Origin of the sequence: Vibrio thalassae (assembly GCF_900089835.1) — a bacterium.
In the GTDB taxonomy this organism is placed as follows: domain Bacteria; phylum Pseudomonadota; class Gammaproteobacteria; order Enterobacterales; family Vibrionaceae; genus Vibrio; species Vibrio thalassae.
On sequence record NZ_OANU01000189.1, the window covers coordinates 1 to 1,117 of the forward strand.

1 protein-coding gene is annotated in these 1,117 nt (G+C 39.5%); it reads right to left on the reverse strand.

Going from position 1 to position 1,117, the window contains the following annotated elements; translation table 11 throughout:
* Nucleotides 1-1,069: RICIN domain-containing protein (locus VTH8203_RS23630; RefSeq protein WP_167385864.1), on the reverse strand; the 1,069-nt coding region annotated here is incomplete at its 3' end.
* Between the last annotated feature and the right edge of the window lie 48 nt (nt 1,070-1,117).

Below are 1,117 nucleotides of genomic sequence, written 5' to 3' on the forward strand. Positions count from 1 at the left end.
CTTGAAAATTTTCTTTGGTCCATAATCGAACACACGTTGGCGCTACTTCTTTAAATGGGTATATCTCCAGGGCTTGTGCTCGATTGCTAAACTGACCAAGGTTAGGATTATTTCGAAAAAATGTTCCTGCTGTATCACCATTCCAGAGTACAGCTTTTACATTTTTACCGACCTCCATTGACTGTATATTATTGTTCTCGACGAGACCTGCAAAATTAACGTGAAAATAAGAACCATCATTCAAGCAATGGTCAAAAGGTTGCCCTTGAAAATTTTCCTTGGTCCACAATCGAACACACGTTGGCTCCACTTCTTCTCGACCATTGTCGGCGACAACTGCTGCTCTCGTTAAATTAATTAAATTGTCAAATTGTTGAAGTAAATTAATTGATACACCTTTTGTGTAAACAGACGATCCATGCTCTAAGTTCTTATCAAAAGTCATTACTTGTGAACTGTTGGAAACTGAATATATTCTATTATCGTCAGTATCAATATACCATTTTTGATTGATATCCCCATGGTCACATGTTTTCGCGCGTACAGGCTTTCCTTCGCCCATGTAGTGTATACACTTATCGAGGTTGTCTAATGAACGAAGCTGTTTACTACTTGTATATTCCCAACGCTGGTTATCCTGTGAATTACAATCCCAACCGACGACTGATTGGCCGTCTGACCGACTTAAATCCATACATTGGCTTTTTGAACCTTTGGACATTATAAGCACCTGCGCTGGGGAACTTTTCTTTTCTAACTCAATGTACGAAAATTTATTTTCACTATTTTTACCAAAATATGTATTTTTTGAATTAGGCCCAAAACGCCAGTTGAAACCGCTTCTATCGCTGTGAAACCAAAGTCTAGCAGTAACACCTGAGCCTACTTCTAGAGATTCAAAGCGGTTGTTCCACTCTTGTTCCTCACCCCTTTCATAACCTGTCCAATAGTTAAAAACTTGTTTTTCATCTAAACAAAAGTCCCAACGTTGCCCTTGATGATCCTCCTGGTCCCAAAAACGGGCACATTTACTGCCAAATTGCCGTGGAAACACCTCTAGAGATGACACTTCATTATCACCTGAGCTAAAGGACGACACATTTGCTTTATGTGTCCA